Below are 23,129 nucleotides of genomic sequence, written 5' to 3'. Positions count from 1 at the left end.
ACAAAAGGTGGGTAATGAACCACGGATTACGATAAATGAACCATCAATTGAGGAAATTGAACCATTGCCCTCGTGATGCCAGGTGAATAGCGGTGATTGAACCACGAATTCGGGGAATTGAACCACAAAATGCAGGTAATGAACCACAGATTACGATAAATGAACCATCAATTGAGGAAATTGAACCACTGCCCTCGTGATGCCAGGTGAATAGCGGTGATTGAGCCACGATCACCCATACAAAAAGCCCTTATCTAAAACCGAGTTAGATAAGGGCTCTTATATGATGATTTAAGAAATACTCTTTAATTCCTCTGTTAATCGTAAAAATTCATGTTTGTTTTTATCTCGCAAGGATTGGTCGATTTTCTTTTGGATCGTTTCTTTTCGGAAATCAAGCAGAGCTTTGTCTAACACCATTTCAGCTAATAGGGCATCGATCACATTACCTTCAGTGTTTGGTGAATGAAGCAAATTCTTTTCCATAAAAATCAACTCCTAGACCTTTTTTCTATTATACTACCCATTTTTGAAATTTTCAAAACATTTAATCTGGAAATTTAATACAACAATTTCAACGGCGCTTCCGAAGTCAAATAAGAAAAACATTAGATGAGTTTTGTTACATTTCTTTATCAGAAAAAGACATGTTAATGGTTCCCTCTTATTTAATCAACAGGAAAAATTTTGCTTTTTTACTCGTTGGCACCAGGGTGTATATCCGTTCCTACTATATAAGTAAGGATCAAATTAAAGTAATCTAGTACATGAATTCACTATTCTATCAAAAAATAGGTATTTAATAGTTTCCTCTGTTGCTTATCCCACATACAGTACAAGCAAAGGAGGTTTTTTATGACCACAATTGTATTGGACCCTGGGCACGGTGGAACCGACTCCGGTGCCGTGAATCAGTCCTTTTTTGAAAAAACATTCAACTTAGATATAGCTTTAATGACACGTAACTATTTACGGAAACATTATGATGTCAATGTTATCATGACAAGATCAACGGATACGGAACTCAGTTTGTTTACTCGAACAAATCTAGCTAATCAAGTGAACGCCGACTATTTCTGCTCCATTCATATTAATGCAGGCGGAGGAACAGGTTGGGAGAGTTATATTTATAATGGTTCCGTGTCTGAGCAAACCGTTAGAGCTCAAGAGACGATTCACAACTATGTCATGAGCCAAATTCGCCCCTACGGTGTTCGAGATCGCGGTATGAAACGAGCAAATTTTCACGTTCTTCGTGAAACTAATATGTCTTCTATATTGTTGGAAAATCTATTTATCGATACCAATTTTGACTTAAATCTTTTGCGAAACAAGACGTTTCTAGAAAAGTTGGGGAACGCCATTGGTGAAGGACTCGCTAGAGCGTTAGCACTACCGAGAATAAATGTGGATTTGTATGTCGTGATAGCTGGAAGTTTTGTATCACTTGACAACGCCCAACAACGCAGAAATTTCTTAAGATCAAATGGAATAGAAGCTATTGTCGTTACAACAGAAATTGATGGTGTTACTAAATATAGAGTTCAATCCGGAGCCTTTCGTAACCGAGATCTGGCTGAAGTCAGACTTGACGTTGTTCAAAACCTTGGAATTGAAGATGCTTTTATCATTACAAAATAGCGGATTACTGATAAGGCCAACTGATATGGCTTAATGACAGAGTAGTAACTACCCTGTCATTAAGCCATATCAAGTACTCCCCAATTCCTTTTTTATATTGTTAAATCCGGAGATACAGTTAGTGAGATTACTTCTAGTTTTAAATGTTAAAAAATGTACTATATGGGGGACGTCTGACAAAACACAGATTATCATCTGTCAATCAAATCCCATCAGATGAAATTTATTTCCTACTTACACAATTAAAATTGTTGTTCTCTTCTAGTTCAAAGCTTTTAGGTTAAGTAACAGGACAAAAAAAGCAAAAATTAGTCATTTTCCTACAATTAAACTAATTTTTCTGAAAATTTTTAATTTTTGGTATTTACAATAAGGAGCTTATTTTATATAATTAGTACAAGCTATAGCTAATACATAGAAAAAGAGGGTGATACCACCAGAATAGCGAAAGGCGAAGGCGTATTTTATGTGCTACTTACGCTGGGGATCAAAATAATCATTATCTAAAGAAAAATGAAACAGGTTAGTGCTTTTTTATAAAAATCAACTCCCTGTAATAATGAAAGGATTAGTAAAAATAATGAGTGAGGAAATAGTGTAAGCGACCTTGTGATTCTAATTAGGATGAACAAGGTCGCTTATTTTCATTGAAAGGTTTAAACTACTCTCTCACTTCAGTATTTGAAAATGAATGAATGTCTTGATTTTGAAGATTATAGATAGGGAGAATGACATTAACTGTCGTTCCTTTATTCACTTCACTTTCAATCATGATCTTTCCTTGATGTGTTTCAATAATTTTATAACAGATCATTAATCCTAAACCGATTCCTTCTTCTTTGATACTGTAAAAAGGTTCTCCGAGATATGGGATACGTTCTTTTGGAATCCCGCACCCTTCATCGATAAAACGAATACTTACTTGATCATTATCAGGTTTATCAATTTGAACCAAAATGTTTCCTCCCATTGACATTGCTTCAATGGCATTTTTTAAGATATTGATAAATACTTGTTTTAATTGAGCCCCTTCACAAAGAATCAACGGAATCTCAGATTCAAACCTTGTAATAATTTGAACATTATTCATCAAGGCTCTGGGTTTAATTAGCGTGAAAACTTGTTCTAATAATCTATGTAAGCTATTCGGCTGAAACTTTACTGCCTGTGGCTTGGCCACTGCCATAAATTCATTGGCAATACTTTCTATTCGATTCATCTCTGACAACACCACATCTATATAAAGCTGCTTGTTCTCATTTTCTGTTGATTTTAGTAATTTTATAAATCCTTTCATTGAAGTTAAAGGATTGTTAATTTCATGGGCGATTGCAGTAGCTAATTGCCCTACAATTGCAAGCTTCTCTGATTTCCGTAAAAATTCTTTCGTTTTTAACCGTTCGGTAATATCTCGAGAGATAAGCAATAAAACTTCCTTTCCATTCAAGTTAAAAACACGGACACTAAACTCATTATTTATTTTTTTACCTGTTTTTATAAAAACAAATTCGTCTTGTAAAGTGAAAGAACGTTTTCCTTCTCTGATTTTTTCTACAGTTCTTTTAAACATAGTAGAATTTTGAGAATCAATTTTTGGAAATGGCATCGAGAGAAGTTCGTCCCTACTGTACCCAAATCTTTCACACCCAACTGGGTTTACTTCAAGAAATCGAGTTGGAAAATGCTCTTCATTCAATTCCACTAAGTATACGGCATCAGGTGACTGTTCAAATAGAACACGGTATTTTTTTTCACTTTCCTGTAATTGTTGATGTAATCGATGGAGGTCTCTTTCTATTTGTTTTCTTTCGGAAATATCTCTATAGATTGCTGATAAAGAAATCACATTACCATTTGAATCTAGAATAGGTGAAAGCGTTACACTTACATCAATAAGACTTCCATCTTTTCGTTGTCTAACTGTTTCCCACTTCGTGTTAATTGATTCTCCAGATATTATCTTTGAAATGTTTTCGAAAGATCGATCTATTAAAAAATCAGGTACACATGGTAATGTTTGTCCTTTGATTTCTTGTATAGACCAACCCATCATCTCCTCATAAGCTTTATTAGCTTGTAAAATATGTCCTTTTAAATCAGATATAATAATAGCATCCAGGTTATGACTGATGAATGATTCCAGTCGTTCTTTGGTCATCCTTAGTTCCACTTGTATCTTTTTTCGCTCCATTACTACTCGAATAAGTATACCCGTGATAACCAAGAACGAAAAAATAATAAGAATAATAAAAAAATTATTGTGAATCATTTAAAAAATCTCCCTCTATTTTTATAAGGCTTTAATGAACGTAACAATGTATTCGAAGCGAATTCTTAACTCTTCTTTTAAGTTAAAGACACGTTCATACAGACTATTTATCCATTTGAGTTGCCTATTCTAGAGGTGTTAAATCTAAATGTTTCACTAATAAGACTTCATTAAAACCATGTTTAATTTCAAAATAATCATTACTGTAATCATAAATAAGCATATAAATTTCAAATGATAAAAAACTTGCTGCTACCATTCATTCTTAAATCAATTCTGGGTGACTGTTAAAGTAACCAATTTTTTCAAATTCCCTTGAAAGTTATCAACTTCTTGCGCAATGAATTTTAACTCAAAAAACTATATAATTCGACTTAATTCACCAATATTCTACTTTATCATACAAGTGAAATAAATTTCTCGTACAATAGCTCTATTTTTAATTAGTCTATTTACCCTAAAAATAGTAGTTTTATTCTATCAAAGGTTTGGCTCTCGACTGTTTTTTATCGTTTATGCATGATTTTTTACATTGTTGATGCATCACCGTTTTCGATTTCTGAAGAAGCCTGGCAACTGCATAAAAAAGGGGGACGCATCACCTTCACAATGGGGAAAATAATGTAAAGAGACGTTACCATACGTCAGGAGAAAATTCAAAAAAGTAATTGACAACTCCGCTGTTTGTTCATTATATTTGAAGTATAAATTGATATCGTTCTCCTAAAGGGGAGTAGCTTTTACAGCAAAGTCGTCATTTCAGAGGTTTTACATCTCTCGGCTTTGTTGGCAACGAATTTGTTGTTAGCAAGACCTTTGCCATTGGTAAAGGTCTTTTATTGTCTAAAAAACCTTTGCCATTTTTGGCAAAGGTTTTTTTATGCTCATTTACGGAGGACCTAGATAAAGGAGAGAAGACAAATGGAATGAGTGAGTGCAGATTCCTTATAAATGGCTTAACTAAGGCTGGTTTCAAGCTGGAGCTGAGCAGGGATCATTTAAACTCAAAGGATTCTTTTCAAGAAAGTTATGATTGGAACTCGGGAGACATGAATAGTGAAAGTAAAGGAGGAATATGATTGGAACTTTCTATGTTGTTCGAATATGGATGGGTATTGGTCTTATTAGTTGCCCTCGAAGGTTTGCTGGCAGCGGATAATGCGCTTGTATTGGCGATTATGGTGAAGCATCTCCCTGAGAAGGAAAGGAAAAAGGCGCTATTTTACGGACTTGCAGGAGCCTTTGTCTTCCGCTTTGCATCATTATTTATTATTTCTTTCCTTGTCGATGTTTGGCAGGTTCAAGCGATAGGTGCTTTATATCTGTTATTTATTGCGATCAATCATATTTTGAGGAAAACCATCCTCAAGAAGAAGGACGTAGATCACGTAGAAAAAGAAAAAAAGAAAGCTGGCTTTTGGGGGACGGTTATCAAAGTGGAATTGGCGGACATTGCATTTGCGATTGATTCTATCTTAGCTGCGGTTGCCCTGGCGATGACATTGCCAAACACAAATCTTCCGCAGATTGGCGGAATGGATGGCGGTAAGTTTCTCGTTATTTTTGCAGGGGGATTAATTGGTTTGATCATTATGCGTTTTGCGGCTAATCTCTTTGTCAAGCTGCTCAATGCGAAGCCAGGCTTGGAAATTGCGGCGTTTGCGATTGTCGGCTGGGTTGGTGTTAAGCTTGCAGTCTTAACATTAGGTCATCCGGATATAGGCGTTATTTCCTATGAATTTGCACATTCAAAAGAGTGGAAGCTGACCTTCTATACCGTATTAATTGGGATTGCTGCAGCAGGCTGGTTCTTGAATAAAGAAGAAGCAGAGAAAAGGGAAAAAACAGAAAATGCAAGTTGAATAGCCCGAATGCTTAGAGCCTTGCGCTTTTCTTAGGGTTTCTTAAATCAATACCATTCGTTAGTTCATTAAGGATATTAGGATGTTTATATCTATTTCCTTTAATTCTTTACTTTTCTAATCAGAACACAATCGCATTTAACGCCTTGGTTTCTGCACTAATTGAGGCAGAGGCGTTGCTGCAAATTGTCAATAATATCTCACAAACAAAATAATGGAACGCAACCTAAAACCGACCATTCTGAATGTAGATAGGTCGGTTTTTAAATATGAATAATGCCAGGTCTGTTTAGCAATCTCCTTATTCTACTCAATTAACCTTGCTTCTGTTTAAGATGTGCTTCAAACATATCAATGATTTCAAGAAATCTCGAAGCTTCGCGGAATGTGTGGTCAGCAAGCAAAGGATGAATATTGCTTTTAATCCGGCATGCCTCTATTAAGTCTCTTGCTGTCTTTTTAAAATCACGTAAAGAAACGACCGAAACCCGGTTTTGATCCAGGAATTGGTCTAAGAGTGGTGGTGTTTCAGATTGCGGACGCATGGAATCTAAATCAATCGCTTGGTATAAAAGCTGGTCAAAATCATGGCTAAACTCCCGGGCTTGCTCAACCAATTTTCTTTCAGAAGGATCAAGGAGATGGCCAATAAACTTGGCATGGTCAGCCATAATTTTAAGAAAGAAGACATTTTCTTTAATGATCGCTTCAGGCAAAGGCTTCAGCTTGCCCTCATTTAATTCCTTTAAACGATTTGCAAAATAAGCGGCTTCCCGACTGACGTGATCAACTAATAAGGCAAAGTTATTTGATCTGATTTCACAACGTAAAATGAGACCGAGTACCTTTCGTTTATAAGCCCAAATCGCAGCAGCTGCCTGATAAACCTGATTATTAAATTGTCGAATTTGATCAGGGTCCGAATTCGCTGAAAACCCGCTAAGCTGCTGTTCAATCCTTTCGAATAAGGCAATAAATTGTTTCGCTTCCTCCACCAGCCGCCTGTCATCATCATGGTCAAATCCTAAGCTTAAAAATAAAGCGTGCTCCTTCATAATTCTTGACCAGAAACGAATTTCATTTAAGGACCTGCTTACAAATAAATTTGTCATCCTCCCACCCCCGTGGCTAGTAATAGCTATCATTGTCATCTTATTCCTTTTCCTTGCTTTATATGTGCACTATATTTGAGGATCCTTCATTGTAAGAAATAGTAAAATATCAGCAGGTTGATGGTATAATTTAATAATTAATTGCTTTAATGGGGTGGATCATGAACCTTATTCAGTTGCAGAAGGAAATACAATGTTTACAAGAGCAGTTATATCAAATCGGGAAAAATACAGATTGTTATTCTGAAGGTGAAGTGTTAAAGGTTAGCCAGCAGCTGGACCAAAAGATTATCATCTATCAAAAACAGATGAAAAGGCTCTCGGATAAGCAACGAAAATAGTTATTATGACCCACAATAAACGATGACAATTAGACTACCTATTATATAATGAGTATAAAAGCAAGAAAAGGGTGGTTTGCTTGAAAAGTAAAATCGTTGTAACGGGTTATGGAGTAAAAGCGCCAAAATCAACGAATATTGCACAGTTTATCCATCATTTGAAAAATGGGACCTGTTGTTTAGAAGCTGTTACAAATCTTTTGCCAAATGGAGATACGATGATTATTGGCCGTATTGATAGAGGATTAGAAGAATATGAATCTGATAAACGCTTTAAACGTTTACCAAGAGTGACGCTTTTAGGCATGGCTGCGGGAATGGAAGCGATGAAGCATGCAAAGCTATCCAGCTTATCTGATCAAAAAGTTGGACTTTTTGTAGGAGTTTCAGTCGGAGCAATTGGTGATAAGATATACGGAGAATCAATTATGAACATAAGCAACGGCAATCTGCGAAAAGTACCTGTTACCTTTTCTCATTTTGCCAATTATCATAGCATTACCTCCGCTATCGGTCACTATTTAGGGATAAAAGGAATCACAAAAACGATCACCACTGGATGCACGTCCAGCTTGGAAGCGATACAAGATGCGATCGTTTATTTACAGAGTGGTATGATTGATGCAGCAGTTGTAGGTGGAACTGATAGTGTCCTTAATCAAATAGCTGCATACGGATTTGCTAAAACCAAATCAATCACAATCAATCAAGGATTAGATGATGGTGCTGTCCCATTTAGCGAAAAAAGCAAGGGCTTTGCGATTGCAGAGGGGGCAGGATTTTTGATTCTTGAAAGAGAAGAGGACGCATTAAAAAGAAATGCAAGAATCATAGGGGAAATCGAGCAAGTTGTTTCGAATAATGATGGTGTTTTTATTTATTCTGTAGATGAAACGGGAGCCCAAATGGTACAAGCCCTAAAAGAGGTTACGAAAGGAAGAAAACCGGATTACGTCAATAGCCAGGCATTAGGCTGGAGAATAAATGACCGGATCGAGGAATATGCTTCGAAGGAATTATTTAACCATCGTGTCCCATATACATCGATAAAAAGCATGATTGGAAATCCGTACGGTGCTACTGGTGTATTGCAGGTTATTTCCTCATTAATTAGTATAACTCAAGGGTTTATCCCCCCAACTATACGTACCCAAAAGGATGGATTTGAAGCAATGAATATTGTCACCGAACCGTTGTATCAGGAGGTTCATGAGGTGGCGATCACCAATCATGGTCATGGAGGCAATAATGCTTGTGCTTATGTAAAAAGATATAACTACAGTAGGTGATAGAGTGATCATAGCATTTTTAATCGCCATCATCGGGATTATTCCGATTGTTTTAGCGATTTCTGCTTTAAAGCTATATAAAGGCTCTGAATTGGCAATTCCATTACTGCTTTATATGGTTTCCATTAGCTTTTGGCAATTAGATATTGCGGTATTATATTTACAGGACACCTTTTCTGAGGAATTGATATTATGGTTATTTAAACTATTTAGAGCGGGACCAACCTTTTTGGTGCCTCTGGTCTATTATTTATCCTATATTATCATTAAAAAGCATTCAGCCTTCTCAAAGAGTAAAATAGTGAATCGCGTACTCTTTTCGATCTACAATAAATACGTTTTGGTTTGTTTATTAATCTGGAGCACGATGATTTATGTCATCAATTTGACGGAACTTGGCATTAGCGGTCTTCAGGTAATAAAGGTCGCAGGCTCGAACACTTCTATCTATTTTCCTGAGTATGGGCCGCTGCAATTTTTGTATATTATTCATATTGTAAGCTTTATTCTTTTCTTTGCTGTTTCCTATCTCATTTCGAAAGGCTTTCAGAATCAATTTTTTAGAGAGTTTATCGCGACCTTTTTCTTTTGTTCTTTTTTTCTATTTATAACGGGGTTATTAAATTTTATCCCCGGCAGTGGAGCATTATTTAGTAGTTTAGGCATTATTATCTTCTCCGTTATTATTATTTTTTCATTTGTCAAAATGAATACCGTGATGACCGTCAACTATAATCGGTTACTGGAACGTCAGAAGAAATTAGATTATACAGGGAATTTAACCGGAAGTTTAGTTCATGAGGTGAAGAATTCACTTGTCATTATTAAAGGCTATTCAAAATTGTTGAGTGAGCTGACAGCCTTACCGTCTCAAGGCAAAAAAATGAATGAAATGATCCAAACAGCAGCCGAGCAAATTGATAATTTAACGGTAAATTACACGAAATATATCGAGCATAAATCGATTGAATATAAATTGACCGACCTAAATGAAACCATTGACCGAGCGATAAAATTAACAGCTGAATTGACATCAGAACATGCGATAGACGTGTATTTTGAACGGAAATTTAAAACGTTGAAGGTTTATTTAAATGAAACCAATATGAAGCAGGTGTTTATCAATCTCATTAAAAATAGTACAGAAGCGATTCCGCCTGAACGAACAAACCGAAACATAACGATTAAAACAAATATCGATGCTGATAAAATCGTCATTGATGTAATTGATACAGGAAAAGGAATCCAATTCGAATGCTGGGAAGCGATTTTTGATCCATTTATTTCTTATAAAGAGGGAGGATCAGGACTAGGCTTGCCATATGTAAAAAAAGTCATTTTTGAGCATCGCGGAGAAATCAACGTGATCGAAAGCAGCCCTGAAGGAACTCACTTTCAAATTACCTTGCCGCAATTTGCTTTTAGTGATTTTTGATAGGAAAAAGGGGGAGAAACATTGACTTCAATTTGTATCATCAGACATGGAGAAACGGATTGGAATGCAATCGGGAAGCTGCAAGGCAGGACAGATATTCCTTTAAATGAGACAGGTGTTTTCCAGGCAGAGGAGTGTGCCGAGTTTTTAAAGGAGTTTCAGTGGGATGTGATTGTCACAAGTCCTCTGAAGCGAGCCAAGCAAACAGCTGAAATTATTAAAAGGAAAATCGATGTTCCATTAATCGAAATGGAAGAGTTTGTTGAAAAGGGGTTCGGTCATGCTGAAGGTTTGATGTTGGAGGAAAGAGAAGCTGCATTTCCAGATGGAAACTACCCAAACGAGGAAACTAATTTATCCATTACAACACGTGTGATGGCAGGGATACAGAAAATAAATGAAACATTTAAAGATAAAAGAGTTTTATTAGTAGCCCATGGAGTTGTGATTACTACGATTCTCGCTTCCTTATCTAATGGGGAAATAGATGCGGGGAAGACAAGACTTATCAATGCGTGTATTAGCAATATTTATTTCCAGGAGGAACAGTGGAAGATTAAAGATTTCAACCAGATTACACATCTTTCGAAATTTCTTGAAGTATAGAAAAGGGGCTGTCTAAAAAGTCCATTTTAGTGTAATATAACTCAAAATTTAAAACCCAAGAATGTTGATATAACAGCATTCTTGGGTTTTCTTTTATCAAGATTGGGTTGAAAAGTTACTTTTCGGACAACCCCTTTTTGAAAGAAATCCGTTCACTAATAATTCCTCCACGCCTTCTCATATTTCTCAATGATCGTCGGACGTGTTAGTGTATTTATTTCAATTGGAACGGTGTTGCCTTTTTCATCTGTTATTTCTTGGTCAATATCCTTGCCAAATGTAGTCAGCCCTTTAAGTCCTTCTGTTGTAAGGAATTTGGTTTCAACTTCTATGACTGCTTCATCGAGGTTGACTGCTTCTCTTTTTGCTAATATAAAGCCCCAGTCGCCGAAGCTTGGAACATCAACGTGAAGGTTGGCGGTTTTCAGGTTGGCTGCCTGGACGGTTTTATTAATCGACCAGTATACCTCAGTTGCAAAGGTCGGGCTTGTTGCTTGGATCATCAGAGAGCCGCCTGGTGTTAAATGGTTTCTTAGCAGCTGATAGAATTCCAGGGTGTACAGCTTGCTTAGTGATTCATTATTCGGGTCAGGCAGATCGACGAGAATCACATCATAAAACCCCTGATCATGTTGAAGAAATTGAAAGGCATCTTCATTTTTGACATGTACTCGTCCATCCTCAAATGCGTGTTCATTGAGGGATGCGATGTCCCGGTTGGTTTTTCCGAGCTCTACAACCTTTGGATCGAGATCAACAAGTGTCATGGAATCGACTTCTTCATATTTTTGCAATTCCCTTAAGGCTAAGCCGTCGCCGCCTCCGAGAATGAGAATCTTTTCCTTCGATTCCGCTGTGGCCATCGCCGGGTGGACGAGTGTTTCATGGTAGCGGTATTCATCGCTTGAACTAAACTGCAGCTGGCCATCGAGGAACAAACGCAAATCGCCTTGCTCCTTGGTTAAAATAATTTGCTGGTACTCGCTGCGTTCTGTATAAATAATGGGATCACGGTATAGTTTTTGTTCAAAGGAAAACGCGGTTTCTTCTCCAAACAGCACGCCAGCTGTCAGCAAGATGAAAATAGCGATTCCGGCAGAGAAATGGCGTTTGAACCCTTTGATTTCGCTTTTGAAATATAGCAGAATCCAAATTGCTACACCAACATTGATCATCGCGACGAAAAACGCTGTTTTCACAAGGCCGAATTCAGGTCTGAGCAAGTAGACGAAAAGGAGACCGCCAATTAAGCCGCCGGCATAGTCGGAAAACAGTACTTTAGCCGTGCTTTTCTTTACGGTAACACCAATCTCATTTGCTTTTCTGATTAAGATGGGCAGCTCCACTCCTGTTAACGCCCCAACAATTAACGTAATCGCATAGAGAAAGAAGGCGTCCATACCGGAGCTTAGGAAGGCTGAAACACCAAAGAGCAAAAAGGTCGAAAAGCCGGCGATGATGCCGATCAGATATTCAATCCACACAAATGAGAGAATCAATTTCTTCGTCACTTTTTCACTGATTGATGCGCCGATGCCCATTCCGGTAAGGAAAAGAGAAATGGTGAGAGTATATTGCTTGACACCGTCACCAAGCAGGTAGGAGCCCGCCGCTCCGAATAATACCTCAAAGATAATGCCGCATACAGAAACGATTCCTGATGCCCAGTAAATCGCTTTGCTTCGTTTTATAGAATCTTCGATCACGAAATGGTCGTCTCCATTCTTATGTAATGGATGCACCGATCACGAATGCAAGGCCGATCGATACACACATACTGATAATTCCGACAGAGATATTTCCTTTTTTCAGCTGATCCTCAACAGAGAATTTCCTTGAAAACAGCTCAAATAGCAAGTAGGCAATCATTTGCAGAAGGATACCGAAAGCTCCCCAAATGATTGTGTCCATCACACTTGCACTATGATAGATCGAGAATGCGAGAATAATACAGATCCCAACGATTTTGCCGCCAATTGAAAGCGAAACCGCATGATTTCCGTTTAACACTTCATCCCAGTCTTTATATTTTCTCGTTAACAGTTCAAAAATGGTTAATCCGACAATTACGATCGCAATCGCGATAATAAAGTAAACAGCCGTTAAAATAAATGGCTCCATCTCGTTTCATCCCTTCTATTTATTTTCCAGTTCCTGGTCCGCCGCCGCGAACAGAGGAGGTTCCGCCTCTGACAGACGAATTCCCGCCGGATTTATACCAGCCGCCAGACGATTGATAGCCTCCATAACAGTCGTTATTATTTTTGTAGCACTTGGATTGCTGTTTTTTTCGCCAATCGTCAACATCCAGCACATTATCTAATAGCCAAAAGGCAAATAATCCATTAAAGAAACTAGGGTTGTAGTTGTTTCGAACAAAGTTGTATGTAGAAATTTCAACTAATGTATGTTCCGGGTTGTCTTGGTTCTTCGTTAAAATAACAAATGAATCCTGGTAGATGAGAACTTGCTTATCATCCTTTTTTTCGCTGACCTCACGAGGCTTCTCATACTCCTGCAATTCAGCGGCAACCTCATCGATCGATTTGTTTTCTGCCAGGTAAATCTCAGAAATTTCATTAGACCCTTGCTGACTTGATACGACATCTTGCAGGACATAATTTGTTTCAATAAATTCTGCAATGCCATCTTTAAAAAGTGATCCGCCGGTAGGCCCTTGAGTTCCGCCTCCACATGCTGTGAGGAAGAGAACAAAACATAGCATAACTAAAAGAAGCGACTTTTTCATGTGCTCACCTTCTTTCCCTTACAATCCGAGGGGTGACTCACTGATCCCTGAGTCACCCGCCGATGTTTTCCTATTCCTTTCCCAGCTTGCGTTTTAATGCTGCCAGCTCGTCATCCACGTCGTTTTTCTCTAATGCCGCAAATTCATCATCCAAGCTTCTGTTTGCTGTGCGCATATCCTCGCTTGTTTCTGCCTCTGCTTCATATTGAAGGACCTTTTCCTCCATACGCTCAAAGCCGCGTCTTGATTCATCGCTGCCGATTCCAGACAGCGTCCGGTTGATCTTTGTTTTTGTTTTCGCTGTTTCCGCACGCGCTTTTAAGGAGTCCTTCTTCAATTTCATTTCATAATATTCAGCTTTCATTTCATCCAATTTCTTGCGTAAAGAATCTGAATCCAGCTTAGCCCGTTCAAAGGATTCTTTAAGGGTATCAGCGGTTTGCTTGTGGATTTTCTTGTCTTCTAATGCGCGCTTTGCAAGGTCATCATTTCCAGCTTCAACCGCCTTAATCGCTTGTTCATCACGCTTTTCGACCATTTTCTGGGCATCCTCATATTTCTTTTGCAGCATTTTTTCATTGGCAATTTGCTTGGCAACTGCTGACTCTGCATCGCGAATATCTGCTTCCATATCTCTCATAAATTGCTCAAGCATTTTCACAGGATCCTCGGCCTTATCCAATAAAGCATTTAATTCAGCGTCTACAACTGTTTTCACTCGTTTAAATAATCGAAACATCTGTTTTTTTCCTCCTAATTACTTGCTATTATTTTGATTTCATATTCTTCAATCGCATATCCAGCACTTGCTTCAATTTCACTGCCCCATTTCTCGACAGATAGAAATTTCTCTTCCTCATCATCACAATAGTCATAGTACTCGCAAATCATGCCATTAATGTTTTGATTTCTGCCAATGCCTGTTACCCGGGCAGAACCTGATTCATCTAAGTGGTACGTTGTTCCATCGAATTTGATCATGTTAGGAATGGGCTCCTGCAGCTTCATTTTTACTTTTTCATAAATGCCAAGATAAAGCTCATCATCCATCTCAACGCTGAGCCAGATTGTTTTCGACACTCCCTCAAGCTGATACGCATGCCATTTGAACCCGTGGTCATCATAGCTGATTTTCCCGACAAGCTTATAATCCTCTAAATCATATGTAATGATGTCATTTACCTGTAAATTGAACATATTGCGTTCTTCCACGGGCTTGGCGGTGTTGCTTTTTTGGCCAAATAGTCTCTTTAAAAAGCTCATTTAGATTTTTCACCTCTGATCTCTGCTAGGTTCTAGTTAATATACGATTTAAAAAAGAAGAAGTTTCAGAAATTTCCATAGCCTTTGTAGTTTATACCCGAATGAGCAGGAAGCATTCGTATTTTGAGTAAACCATTTAAAGAAAAATGCCTGGGTTGAACCAGGAAATTGAGATTAAACCACCAATCTTAAGAAATGACCCGCATCTTGAGATAAATGAACCACGCGGCGAAATAATTGAACCACTTATAGAAAAATGCCGAGAAAATGAATTGGGATACCCCTGAATGAACCACCTATTGGAATAATTGAACCACCTATCACAAGAAATGACCCACATCTTGAGATAAATGAACCACGCGGCGAAATAATTGAACCACACAAAGAAAAATGCCGGGAAAATGAAAAGAGCTCCCCCTGAATGAACCACCAATTTAGATAATTGAACCACCAATCTTAAGAAATGAACCGCATCTTGAGATAAATGAACCACCAAACTTAAGAATTGAATCGCTCATCTTGAGATAAATGAACCACACAGCGGAATAATTGAACCACTCACAGAAAAATGCCGGGAAAATGAATAAAGCTCCCCCCTGAATAAACAACCTGGGGTAGCGCCAGGAATATTTCAATATTTATAAGCCTAATTTCTCAATTTAATGCTGAGACATTAGGCTTGTTTCATTGCTCCATTATTGTTTTCTGAATATTAAATAAATGAATATATAAATTCCCTTTTCAAAAAAAAGATTTACAATAATTCATTTTGTTGGTAGTATTTATTTTAACAAATGATTCAAAAAATTTAGCAATTTAAAAATAAAAAGGGGAGGTATTTGAATGAAAGCAACTGATTACAAATTAAAACCGAAAGTAATAGAATTCTTGGAAGGGTCTATTGGTCTTTATATCAATGGAGAATACGTACCAGCGGTTAGCGGAAAAACATTCGATGTTATGAACCCTGCTACTGAAGAAGTCATTGCACAAGTTAGCGAAGCACAACCTGAGGATATCGATATTGCCGTACGAGCAGCAAGAAAAGCGTTTGATGAAGGCGAATGGTCAGAAATGGAAGCGGCTACACGTTCACATCTTATTTATAAGTTCGCAAACCTTCTGGAAGAAAACCGTGAAGAGCTTGCGCAACTAGAGGCACTTGATAACGGGAAACCATATAAAGTTGCCTTAACAGATGATGTAGATGGTTCCATCCAACACTTCAGATATTATTCGGGTTTTGCAACGAAAATTCAAGGAAAAACAACACAGGTATCACCAGAATATGTAAATTATACTGTGCACGAACCTGTCGGGGTTGTAGGCCAAATTATTCCATGGAATTTTCCTCTTTTGATGGCTGCTTGGAAGCTTGGATCGGCTCTAGCTGTTGGTTGTACAGTCGTTATTAAACCTGCAAGTGAAACGCCGCTTTCTTTACTTTATATCGCAAAGCTGTTCAAAGAAGCTGGTTTTCCAGACGGCGTTGTTAACATCACTCCTGGCTCCGGTCGAGCTGCTGGAGAAGCAATTATCACCCATAAGATGGTGGATAAAGTATCGTTCACTGGATCAACAGCTGTCGGAAAAGAAGTCATGAAGAAAGCTGCAGATCAAATCAAAGGAGTCACACTTGAACTAGGAGGTAAATCACCTGCAATCATCTTAGAGGACGCCAACCTTGAGGAAGCAATTGATGGGGCATTTAACGGTACGATGTACAACCATGGACAAAACTGTAGTGCTTGTACACGAGTCTATGTTCACCGTAAACATTATGATCAGGTCGTGGATGCATTGGCAGAACGTGTGAACAAGTTGAATCTGGGCCCGGGATTGGATTTGGAAACAGATATGGGTCCGCTCGTCTCAGCAAAACAGCAACAAACTGTTCTTGACTACATCGAGCAAGGAAAAAGAGAGGGTGCACGACTTGTAGCAGGAGGTGAAAAAGTTTTTAATAAGGGCTATTTTGTTCAACCAACGATTTTTGCGGATGTAGAAGATGACATGATCATTGCACGTGAGGAAATCTTTGGTCCCGTCATGTCGGTTTTGGTTTTTGATACTGTTGAGGAAGTCATTAAAAGAGCAAATGACAGCGATTACGGCTTAGCAGCTAGTATTTGGACAGAAAATATTAAAACAGGTCACTATATTGCCAGTAAACTACAAGCAGGGACAGTTTGGATTAATGACGTTGGTCTCGAGTGGGAGACAATGCCATTCGGCGGATACAAGCAATCTGGGATTGGACGCGAAATGGGCGGCGAATATGGCTTAGAGAACTATACCGAAGTGAAAAGTGTATATGTGAATATTAAACAAAAGTAGCCTAGAAGATTTTAAAATCACGCAAATCTGGGGAAGTAACATACCTATTTAGATGGCTGCAGCTTTTCCATGTAGATTATCAAGCATCAAGTAATCAAATTAGAAATTCTGTTTCATTAACATTTTGAGGAGGATAACTATGTATAAACCATTTGGAATGATCCCAGCTTTACCTACACCTATGAAAGAAGATAACAGTATTGACTATAAGGGGCTTGAACAACTTATAGAACATTTGATAGATGGAGGAATGAACTGTCTTTTAGTGGGGGGAAGTACAGGAGAATACTCACTAATGAGCATGGAAGAACGAAAAGAAGTCATTAAATTTGTGTGTGAAACATCAAACGGCAGATTACCTGTTATGGCGGGAACAGGATGTCATCGAACAGAAGATACCATTGAACTTACTAAATATGCAGCTGAAGTTGGTGCAGATTGCGCCTTGGTCATTAATCCTTATTATATGACAACAAGCAGACAAGGAATTATTGATCATTACAAGGCAGTAGCAGAAAACTCCAGCATTGGAATTGTCATCTATCATTATCCTGATGCGACAGGTGTTGAACTTGATCCAGAATTAATTCATGAAATCAGTCAAATAGATGGAATAGTTGGGATTAAAAATACTGCTGATGGACTGCATACTTCTAAACTGATTACCTTGACAAAAGACAATCCAAACTTTGCGGTACTTACTGGATTTGAACATTTAATCTTACCTACATTAGCATTAGGGGGACATGGTGCTGTTGGATTAGTCCACAACTTGGCACCGAAAAAAATAGCAAAACTATATGATTTAATCGTAAATGAAAACAACATAAAAGAAGCTACGAAATTAAATCAGGAATTGCTAGATTTATATAATGCGATTGAAGAAGAAACGATTCCAGGAACATTAAAGGCAGGCTTGGAAGTACTAGGATTACCAGGAGGATCAAGCAGATTACCGCTAGTGCCTGCTTCCGAAACGTTTAAGTCAAAGATTGAAACAATTTTAAATGAATTAGGGGAACTAAAATTGAAACAACATTAATTGAATAAGGAGAATGATAAACATACAAGGGGATGGGAGGAAATCCAATGAAAGATGTAATTATCATAGGCGGCGGACTTGCTGGTTTGTCTGCTGCCTGGCGCCTTAAACATCATGATATTTTACTTTTAGAATCCGATGATCGTATTGGCGGGCGTGTACGATCTGAACGCCGAGGAGATTATTGGTTAAATTGGGGCGGACATCTCTATGCTGGAGCTGGTTCAGCTACAGATGAATTATTTAAATCTGTCGGAGTAACTGCAGCACCTGTACCTGGAATTTTAGCTGCAATGTCTTTGAATGGGAAGCTGCTTAAAGATGGTCCGGTTGAACTGTATCCATTTAGGGCCCCTATGTCATGGAAAGCTAGATTTGCTATGATACGTGCAGGTGCTAAAGTACGTGCAGCTGTTATCAAATATGGCAAAATGGCAAAAAAACGTCCGGGAGAGGACTATAGAGTTCGACAACAACGAATTTTAGAATTTATGGGTGATCGAACTTTTGCTGAATTTACTGGTAAATTACCACCAGATGCAGATGCCATTTTTAGACCTACAGTCAGCCGTTCGACCGGCAGTCCTGAGACGATGACTGCAGGATCAGGTGTAGGATATTTCCACACTGTATGGAACAAAGATGATGGGTTAGGGAATAACATTGTTGGGGGACCATCAACGCTTACAAACACGATTGCAACAACATTAGGTGAACGGGTTCAACTAAATGCAAACGTTTCAGAAGTTCTTCAGAAAGAAGACAGTGTTGTCGTACACTATATGCAAAATGGCGTGAAGCATGTGGTGGAAGCACGTTATGCCGTACTTGCAACACCTGCCACCATTACAAAAAAAATAGCGAGAAACATTGACCCAGAAATCGCAGACGCACTTGGTAAGATTAAATATGGTCCACATGTGAGTGCAGCATTTTTAACAAATGAAACAGGACCACAAGTTTGGGATGATGTCTATTCTTTTGCTACGCCTAAAAGGTCATTTGACATTATTCTTCATCAATCGAATCTAGTCCGTTCTTGGGAAACTGAGAGGAAACCAGGAAGTAGTTTTATGACATTTTCACCTGGAGAAAGCGGGCGTCGGCTTATTGATAAATCTGATGAGGAAATTATTCAATTGAAATTGAAAGATTTAAATGAAATATTTCCTGGTTTTAGTGATCATGTAGTGGAGGCTCACGTAATGAAATTTCCATTCGGATCAGCTTATATTTTCCCAGGTCGTGCAGAACTGCAGCCAAGTTTAACAAAATCTGCGGGTCGATTGTTCTTAGCAGGCGATTATTTAGGTTCTTATTATACGGAAACAGCTATTCAAACAGGATTCACTGCAGCACAAAATATTAATAGCTTACTGGAATTCGAGGTTGTTGAATCTCGAAAAGAGAAGAAATTCAAGACTGTGGTTTCTAATTAATTTCCATGATTAGAGAATTAGTTAAACTCATTTTGAAATAATACTAAGACTTATATAGATAGAAAAACCCTCATTAAACTCAGTCATTTACGGTTAATGATGTGATTTTATGGGGGATTCCTACAAACTTTTAGTTGATCGAATACGAAAAATCCTAAGTCTATTTAAAATCTATCTAAAATACAGGCTTACACTATTTAATTAATCACTTTATTTACAACCGTAATGAATAGAATACATGTTGAAAGTAAGGGACAAATTTCTAAACCATGGAAAATGGAAATGCTTACTCGGAAACTTTGAGCATTAGTTCTACCGATTTCCTCATTTTGTAAACTAAGAAATGTTTTCCTGTGCTGGTGGAAGTTATTGAAAACGTTTACTATTTTATTATATCAGAGAGTCAATGTTTTATCCCATTCTTAACGGGCAGTAAGACCTCCTTTGAGTGAAGAAAAGAAGCGAAGGTGGGGAAAACTGCCCGTAAAAATCCGATAAGTTTCGCTACCATTCAGTGGGGACGAAAAAAACCTCCACTGAATGAAGTCTCACTTTATATTTCGCTTGGACCTTAATGTTAATAGAAATAAGAAGGTAAGGGGGTGTAGAAACTCAATCAACAAGAATATTAAATTCTTTAGTGAGATTGATTGAATAAAAGGAAGGAGAAGAAAATATTATGAGAGAAAATAAAAAAGCATATAGACTTTATAAGGCAGTATTTATCCCAGCTATCATTATTCTTACGGTGGAAATTCTTTTCGGTATGTTTTTTACAGAAAAGTTTGGTACGGTGCTTATTAATACCATTTATTGGGTAGGAGATAATTTTGGTTGGTGGATTAATATTTTATCTGTATTGTCGATTATTTTTGCCATTTGTTTCGTGATATTTAAGTATGGGGACGTTCGTATCGGTGGTGCGGATGCAAAGCCGGAGTACACTACCTGGCAATGGATTTCCATCTCCATCTGTGGAGGTGTTGGCGTTGGCCTGCTGTTCTGGGCGATGGGAGAGCCAATCTACCACTTTATGACACCGCCAGTAGCAGCCGGTGTAGAGGCCGGTTCCCGGGAGGCTGCCATTTTCGCAGTCAGTCAGGCAATGTTTAACTGGTCCTTCGTTCAGTACGCCATGTATGCTTTATGCGGTCTCGCATTCGCTCTGCTGACTTATAATTCCAAGAAAAGTCTTTCCTTTGGTTCACTTGTAGAGCATAGTTTTCATCGTAAGATTTTTTGGCTGACCACCATAGTACAGGTATTTGCTGTTTATGCTCTTGCCAGTGGAGTTTCCAACTCCATGGGTGCTGGTCTCCTTCAGATAGGTGCCGGTATTCAAAGTGTATTTCATATAGCACAAGGGAATATGGTCTGGTTGCTTATCGCGATTTTTGTTGGTGCATTTTTTATCATCTCCTGTGTTACTGGTATCTCTAAGGGACTGACGAAAATTTCATCCATCACCATGATGCTGTTCTTTTTCTTGTTAGGATATGTGTTGATTTTCGGAGATGCCCGGTTTATCAGTAAAATCAGCACTGAAGCTATTGGCAATATCATGGATAATTTCTGGAGTAAGATCACTTATAATAATACGATGGTTCCCGAGGATCAGTGGCCGAATGAGTGGACGATTACCTACTGGAATTCCTTTATCATCTATGCTCCTGTTATAGGAATGTTTTTGGCTCGCCTGGGAAAAGGGCGAACTGTTCGCCAGTTTTTGTTGTTTAACATACTTGTACCATCTATCTTTTGTATCATCTGGATTGGGATTTTTGCCGGTATGATTATGAAGGTGCAGTCTTCTGGTCTAGTAGATGTCTGGGCTGCTGTACAGGAGTTAGGAATGCAGACTACAATTTACCAGGTTCTTGGTGATATGCCCGGCGGTACCTTTATTCAAATTGTTTTCCTTATAACCGTTATCTTTTCCTTTGTAACTCTGGCCGACCCTATGAGCTCTGTACTCGCTACTCTGTGTGTTCATGACCAGCAGATTGATGATGAACCACCTACAAAGATTAAAATTTTAATGGGAATTATTGTGACTACTGTCTCTTACCTTCTAGTGTCTTCTGGAGGTTCTGATTCCGTTAAGGGTTTGTTGAATCTGGGAGGTTTGCTGATGACGATTCCAATGCTGTGGTTGTTCCTTGAAAACTTCCGCATTGGTGGCAAGCTGCTGAAGAAAAAGAATTACCTAATGGATACTGAAAAAGGAATGAATGCTGCCCGAAAAAAGGAGGCGGTGATCGAAATGAATGCTAACACAGAAAAGGAGGTAGCAAAATAATAGTTTCTTCTGTATTTAAGGGGGCCAGCTCTTAGTGAGCTGCGTTATATTATTCTGGACTAAAGGAAGAAAGGGCACGGCCACTTTCAGCAGCGGCTGAGACTGGTAATGTGTTTTTAAGGTAGACTTAAAACACCGGCCACAATTTTATGGCATGTGAGTGATTCATCCTACCTTCTTGGTGAAAAATAAGGTAGGATGAATCACTCTAAAAAAAATGTGTACTGCACACTGTTAATCCTGAAAGAGCGCCACATGCTCTTAGAAAGCAGACTCCGTCTATTGGATTCTGTTTCATCATAATTTGTTGTACTGAGCCCGTGTATTGATACTGCTCTTCTTACAAAAGGTTCTTGAAAAAATATTTAATATACCAACTCTCTGTTGGTATTTAGGCAGGGAGGAAAAGACAGATGGAAAACAAATTAGCGTTGCTATATATCGGCGCTGGGGCATCTTTATGGGGGATTATTGGTATTTTTGTAACATACTTTTATGAATTAGGTTTTTCACCAACACAGGTTGTTGCAATTCGTGCTTTGTCCGCATCTTTATTTTTAGTATTTTATGTCATGATAAAGAACCGGCAGCTATTTAGAATCAAATTTTCGGATAGTAAATATTTTATCGGAACTGGAATTTTCAGTATTGTCCTTTTTAATTGGTGTTTGTTTAGTGCGATTGAAGAAACATCTATTTCCATTGCATCGATTCTTCTTTACACAGCACCTGCTTTTGTAACGATTTTCTCAAGACTCATTTTTAAAGAATCTCTGACGACACCAAAGGTTATGGCTTTAATGACAACATTTGTCGGTTGTTCATTTGTTATTGGCGTACTGCCGAATACGCATGAATCCATTTCATTATATGGATTCATTCTTGGGCTTGGATCAGGTCTTTTTTATGCGCTTTACAGTATATTTGGCAAATTTTCATTAAGGAAGTATCACTCTTTAACTGTTACTGTCTATACTTTTTTGTTCGCAGCAATTGCCATAACACCTTTTAGTGGACTGTGGAACGTACTGCCTTTATTTTCAGATATCAAAGTATGGTTCTATGTAATAGGTCTTGGTTTTCTCTCAACAATGCTGCCCTTCCTTTTGTATACAAAGGGTCTAAACACTATAGAATCAAGTCGAGCATCAATAATAGCTACAATTGAACCTGTAGTTGCATCCCTGATTGGTTTTATGGTTTTCCAGGAAAAGTTAAATTTATGGCAATACATAGGAATCATTCTTGTTATTGCAGCTGTCATTATTACATCTAAAAAGTCTACTAAGAAAACATTGATTTCTAATGAATTATCTCTTTGAATTATTGACTTAAGTGCACTAGAGAAGGGATATAGCAACAGGATAGACAACATTATAAAAGAAAAAGACATTCTTTAAAAAGAGTGTCTTTTTCATAACTAAAATCCCTTTTTCAACTTGGAT

18 protein-coding genes and 1 pseudogene are annotated in these 23,129 nt (G+C 38.1%); 11 read left to right on the top strand and 8 right to left on the bottom strand.

Translation table 11 applies throughout. The annotated features are described in order from the left end of the window. Window positions 1-291 precede the first annotated feature (291 nt). Window positions 292-486 carry an IDEAL domain-containing protein gene (locus ACSVDH_RS26920; RefSeq protein ID WP_299093236.1) on the bottom strand — a complete coding sequence of 65 codons (195 nt, stop codon included), beginning with the start codon at window positions 484-486 and terminating at the stop codon, window positions 292-294. A 369-nt stretch (window positions 487-855) separates the two neighbouring features. Between ACSVDH_RS26920 and ACSVDH_RS26915 the strand changes: the two genes are divergently transcribed. Next, entirely contained in the window at window positions 856-1,641 is a 786-nt protein-coding gene (locus tag ACSVDH_RS26915; protein WP_439250563.1) for an N-acetylmuramoyl-L-alanine amidase, read from the top strand. A gap of 661 nt (window positions 1,642-2,302) precedes the next feature. Here the strand turns inward: ACSVDH_RS26915 and ACSVDH_RS26910 are convergent. Beyond that, window positions 2,303-3,901 (bottom strand): annotated as a pseudogene (locus tag ACSVDH_RS26910) (PAS domain-containing sensor histidine kinase); the annotation flags it as partial. Between the two features lie 1,100 nt (window positions 3,902-5,001). Here ACSVDH_RS26910 and ACSVDH_RS26905 point away from each other — a divergent pair. After that, window positions 5,002-5,772, top strand: coding sequence for a MeeY/MeeF family manganese export membrane protein (locus ACSVDH_RS26905; protein WP_439250597.1), 771 nt, complete (start codon window positions 5,002-5,004; stop codon window positions 5,770-5,772). A 314-nt stretch (window positions 5,773-6,086) separates the two neighbouring features. Here the strand turns inward: ACSVDH_RS26905 and ACSVDH_RS26900 are convergent, their stop codons facing one another. After that, the gene (locus tag ACSVDH_RS26900; protein WP_439250561.1) at window positions 6,087-6,884 is read right to left on the bottom strand and encodes a DUF2935 domain-containing protein; all 798 of its coding nucleotides are present in this window, start codon (window positions 6,882-6,884) and stop codon (window positions 6,087-6,089) included. Window positions 6,885-7,045: 161 nt separating this feature from the next. On the opposite strand from ACSVDH_RS26900, the gene ACSVDH_RS26895 reads away from it, so the two are divergent. The 4 genes from ACSVDH_RS26895 to ACSVDH_RS26880 all read left to right on the top strand — a co-directional run bounded on the left by ACSVDH_RS26895 (window position 7,046) and on the right by ACSVDH_RS26880 (window position 10,555). After that, the gene (locus ACSVDH_RS26895; protein WP_439250559.1) at window positions 7,046-7,225 is read left to right on the top strand and encodes a Spo0E family sporulation regulatory protein-aspartic acid phosphatase; all 180 of its coding nucleotides are present in this window, start codon (window positions 7,046-7,048) and stop codon (window positions 7,223-7,225) included. Window positions 7,226-7,305: 80 nt separating this feature from the next. Further along, window positions 7,306-8,514, top strand: coding sequence for a beta-ketoacyl-[acyl-carrier-protein] synthase family protein (locus ACSVDH_RS26890; protein WP_439250557.1), 1,209 nt, complete (start codon window positions 7,306-7,308; stop codon window positions 8,512-8,514). A 4-nt stretch (window positions 8,515-8,518) separates the two neighbouring features. Further along, the gene (locus tag ACSVDH_RS26885) at window positions 8,519-9,949 is read left to right on the top strand and encodes a sensor histidine kinase (RefSeq protein ID WP_439250555.1); all 1,431 of its coding nucleotides are present in this window, start codon (window positions 8,519-8,521) and stop codon (window positions 9,947-9,949) included. A 21-nt stretch (window positions 9,950-9,970) separates the two neighbouring features. Beyond that, window positions 9,971-10,555, top strand: coding sequence for a histidine phosphatase family protein (locus tag ACSVDH_RS26880; RefSeq protein ID WP_439250553.1), 585 nt, complete (start codon window positions 9,971-9,973; stop codon window positions 10,553-10,555). A gap of 155 nt (window positions 10,556-10,710) precedes the next feature. Here the strand turns inward: ACSVDH_RS26880 and ACSVDH_RS26875 are convergent, their stop codons facing one another. The 5 genes from ACSVDH_RS26875 to ACSVDH_RS26855 all read right to left on the bottom strand — a co-directional run bounded on the left by ACSVDH_RS26875 (window position 10,711) and on the right by ACSVDH_RS26855 (window position 14,567). Next, entirely contained in the window at window positions 10,711-12,261 is a 1,551-nt protein-coding gene (locus ACSVDH_RS26875; RefSeq protein ID WP_439250551.1) for a polyamine aminopropyltransferase, read from the bottom strand. A 19-nt stretch (window positions 12,262-12,280) separates the two neighbouring features. After that, window positions 12,281-12,676: a DUF350 domain-containing protein gene (locus tag ACSVDH_RS26870; RefSeq protein ID WP_299093249.1), complete on the bottom strand. Its 396-nt coding sequence runs from the start codon at window positions 12,674-12,676 to the stop codon at window positions 12,281-12,283. 19 nt (window positions 12,677-12,695) lie between these two features. After that, window positions 12,696-13,304 carry a DUF4247 domain-containing protein gene (locus tag ACSVDH_RS26865; RefSeq protein ID WP_439250550.1) on the bottom strand — a complete coding sequence of 203 codons (609 nt, stop codon included), beginning with the start codon at window positions 13,302-13,304 and terminating at the stop codon, window positions 12,696-12,698. Window positions 13,305-13,374: 70 nt separating this feature from the next. Beyond that, window positions 13,375-14,043, bottom strand: a complete 669-nt coding sequence (locus ACSVDH_RS26860) for a PspA/IM30 family protein (protein ID WP_439250548.1) — start codon at window positions 14,041-14,043, stop codon at window positions 13,375-13,377. A 14-nt stretch (window positions 14,044-14,057) separates the two neighbouring features. Beyond that, complete coding sequence (locus tag ACSVDH_RS26855; RefSeq protein WP_439250547.1) at window positions 14,058-14,567, bottom strand: DUF4178 domain-containing protein; 510 nt, start codon at window positions 14,565-14,567, stop codon at window positions 14,058-14,060. Between the two features lie 843 nt (window positions 14,568-15,410). Between ACSVDH_RS26855 and ACSVDH_RS26850 the strand changes: the two genes are divergently transcribed. From ACSVDH_RS26850 to ACSVDH_RS26830, 5 genes are all read left to right on the top strand, one after another. Next, window positions 15,411-16,904 carry an aldehyde dehydrogenase family protein gene (locus ACSVDH_RS26850; RefSeq protein ID WP_439250546.1) on the top strand — a complete coding sequence of 498 codons (1,494 nt, stop codon included), beginning with the start codon at window positions 15,411-15,413 and terminating at the stop codon, window positions 16,902-16,904. A gap of 139 nt (window positions 16,905-17,043) precedes the next feature. Continuing rightward, entirely contained in the window at window positions 17,044-17,946 is a 903-nt protein-coding gene (dapA, locus tag ACSVDH_RS26845; RefSeq protein WP_439250545.1) for a 4-hydroxy-tetrahydrodipicolinate synthase, read from the top strand. Window positions 17,947-17,993: 47 nt separating this feature from the next. Continuing rightward, window positions 17,994-19,385 carry a protoporphyrinogen/coproporphyrinogen oxidase gene (locus tag ACSVDH_RS26840; RefSeq protein WP_439250544.1) on the top strand — a complete coding sequence of 464 codons (1,392 nt, stop codon included), beginning with the start codon at window positions 17,994-17,996 and terminating at the stop codon, window positions 19,383-19,385. Between the two features lie 679 nt (window positions 19,386-20,064). Beyond that, complete coding sequence (locus tag ACSVDH_RS26835) at window positions 20,065-21,684, top strand: BCCT family transporter (protein ID WP_439250543.1); 1,620 nt, start codon at window positions 20,065-20,067, stop codon at window positions 21,682-21,684. A 413-nt stretch (window positions 21,685-22,097) separates the two neighbouring features. Next, window positions 22,098-23,006, top strand: a complete 909-nt coding sequence (locus ACSVDH_RS26830; RefSeq protein WP_439250542.1) for a DMT family transporter — start codon at window positions 22,098-22,100, stop codon at window positions 23,004-23,006. Window positions 23,007-23,129: the final 123 nt, after the last annotated feature.

Source organism: Metabacillus sp. Hm71 (assembly GCF_051842955.2).
Lineage (GTDB): Bacteria > Bacillota > Bacilli > Bacillales > Bacillaceae > Metabacillus.
This window is presented reverse-complemented; position numbering and strand designations above follow the sequence as displayed.

Bases quoted from the DNA above. Each gene is read 5' to 3' on its own strand.
- ACSVDH_RS26920 (WP_299093236.1), bottom strand. From the start codon at position 486: ATGGAAAAGAATTTGCTTCATTCACCAAACACTGAAGGTAATGTGATC.
- ACSVDH_RS26915 (WP_439250563.1), top strand. From the start codon at position 856: ATGACCACAATTGTATTGGACCCTGGGCACGGTGGAACCGACTCCGGT.
- ACSVDH_RS26905 (WP_439250597.1), top strand. From the start codon at position 5,002: ATGTTGTTCGAATATGGATGGGTATTGGTCTTATTAGTTGCCCTCGAA.
- ACSVDH_RS26900 (WP_439250561.1), bottom strand. From the start codon at position 6,884: ATGACAAATTTATTTGTAAGCAGGTCCTTAAATGAAATTCGTTTCTGG.
- ACSVDH_RS26895 (WP_439250559.1), top strand. From the start codon at position 7,046: ATGAACCTTATTCAGTTGCAGAAGGAAATACAATGTTTACAAGAGCAG.
- ACSVDH_RS26870 (WP_299093249.1), bottom strand. From the start codon at position 12,676: ATGGAGCCATTTATTTTAACGGCTGTTTACTTTATTATCGCGATTGCG.
- ACSVDH_RS26865 (WP_439250550.1), bottom strand. From the start codon at position 13,304: ATGAAAAAGTCGCTTCTTTTAGTTATGCTATGTTTTGTTCTCTTCCTC.
- ACSVDH_RS26860 (WP_439250548.1), bottom strand. From the start codon at position 14,043: ATGTTTCGATTATTTAAACGAGTGAAAACAGTTGTAGACGCTGAATTA.
- ACSVDH_RS26855 (WP_439250547.1), bottom strand. From the start codon at position 14,567: ATGAGCTTTTTAAAGAGACTATTTGGCCAAAAAAGCAACACCGCCAAG.
- ACSVDH_RS26850 (WP_439250546.1), top strand. From the start codon at position 15,411: ATGAAAGCAACTGATTACAAATTAAAACCGAAAGTAATAGAATTCTTG.
- dapA (WP_439250545.1), top strand. From the start codon at position 17,044: ATGTATAAACCATTTGGAATGATCCCAGCTTTACCTACACCTATGAAA.
- ACSVDH_RS26840 (WP_439250544.1), top strand. From the start codon at position 17,994: ATGAAAGATGTAATTATCATAGGCGGCGGACTTGCTGGTTTGTCTGCT.
- ACSVDH_RS26835 (WP_439250543.1), top strand. From the start codon at position 20,065: ATGAGAGAAAATAAAAAAGCATATAGACTTTATAAGGCAGTATTTATC.
- ACSVDH_RS26830 (WP_439250542.1), top strand. From the start codon at position 22,098: ATGGAAAACAAATTAGCGTTGCTATATATCGGCGCTGGGGCATCTTTA.